Origin of the sequence: Streptococcus pluranimalium, assembly GCF_047785705.1 — a bacterium.
In the GTDB taxonomy this organism is placed as follows: Bacteria; Bacillota; Bacilli; order Lactobacillales; family Streptococcaceae; genus Streptococcus; species Streptococcus pluranimalium_A.
This window is the reverse complement of the sequence record NZ_JBLOJV010000088.1, coordinates 1-1,192: the sequence shown is the minus strand read 5'-3', so window position 1 is coordinate 1,192 and position 1,192 is coordinate 1. Positions and strand designations below refer to the sequence as shown.

The 1,192-nt window shown below is 30.9% G+C and carries 2 protein-coding genes; both read right to left on the bottom strand.

Features of this window, described 5'->3' with window-relative positions; translation table 11 throughout:
* Nucleotides 1-77 precede the first annotated feature (77 nt).
* Nucleotides 78-674 carry a hypothetical protein gene (locus tag ACMZ6Z_RS09410; protein WP_416132267.1) on the bottom strand — a complete coding sequence of 199 codons (597 nt, stop codon included), beginning with the start codon at nucleotides 672-674 and terminating at the stop codon, nucleotides 78-80.
* 1 nt (nucleotide 675) lies between these two features.
* Nucleotides 676-1,192: TNT domain-containing protein (locus ACMZ6Z_RS09405; RefSeq protein ID WP_416132266.1), on the bottom strand; the 517-nt coding region annotated here is incomplete at its 5' end.

Here is a 1,192-nt window from a genome sequence, read left to right as displayed (position 1 = left end):
GATAGCACTAAAAATCTGTGGCGATGACCTATGAAAAGCTCGGAGTTTATCCAGCTTCTTCTAAATTTTGGTCTCTATTAATAAGAAGAAGAAGTAATATAAATTTTTAGAAATTCAGATAAAGATACCTCATCATTGTTTTTTGAAATCAATTCTTGGTATACTTCTTTCCCTCTTTCTATTTTTTTCGAATAATTATACAACGACATGTAGCCCCGTAGTAAACTAATTTCGGATAAAATTTTTTCTTCTCCAAAATATAAATCAGCTACCTCTGAATTTAATAATAACGAAACTTTATCTTCTTTAATCTCGTTTAAACTATAACTATCTATTTTTAAACTCCTTGCTAAAACACGTTCAACAGCTTCAAAATTATTATTTTGAAGCAATAACTTTAATTGTTGCTGAACAGTTATATCAATGGTTCTATTAAAAAAATTATCAACCACTGCACAAAACATTATTTCTGCTTTTGTCTTAGAGTGGCTACTATAAACTTCTTTTCGATCCTGGCGGTGACATTCCTCAATTATAAAACGATGTAATTTCTTATCACAATACCAGACAATCGTATTTTCAATATCACCTTTAAAGGCCATTAATTGATTATTTACGACACATGTCTGAACATCTATAGTCTCTAAAAATTTAAAAATCAGTTTTTCTACCATGCTAATCACCTCCTAATATATTTGTTACATCCTCAATAACAAAATCGTCAATTAACTGCTGTACTTTAACTTTATTTCCAGATGAGTCATACTTCACAAATTGAACGGCACCTCCTGGTTGCTCAAACCAAGGTGCTGCTATCCCAGTTGTCATTTCAAAATCTTCCATCAATTTATAATAATAGACAGGTGATTTTTCGCTATGGGGAGCTAAAGATCTCGATTCAAATGAATCTAACGTATTACCTAGAAATTCACCACTTGGATAACCAATTCTTTTAAAAATTGTACCTTTCGGGATCATTTTTTTAGAAATAGTACCTTCTAAAAATCCATCTCCATCTAGCCAATGTATTGCACCTGTAGATTGATTATAATATTTAGGATTATCATACATCGATTTGTACTTATTATACAAATCAGCACTAGGTGGATAATCCCAATTTGATAATTTTACTTTATCAGTGCCAGACAATCTACCGCTATTATAGGCAAAATCTAAATCATCAATTTGGGAG

Coding starts and splice junctions, on each gene's coding strand:
- ACMZ6Z_RS09410 (WP_416132267.1), bottom strand. CDS start 674: ATGGTAGAAAAACTGATTTTTAAATTTTTAGAGACTATAGATGTTCAG.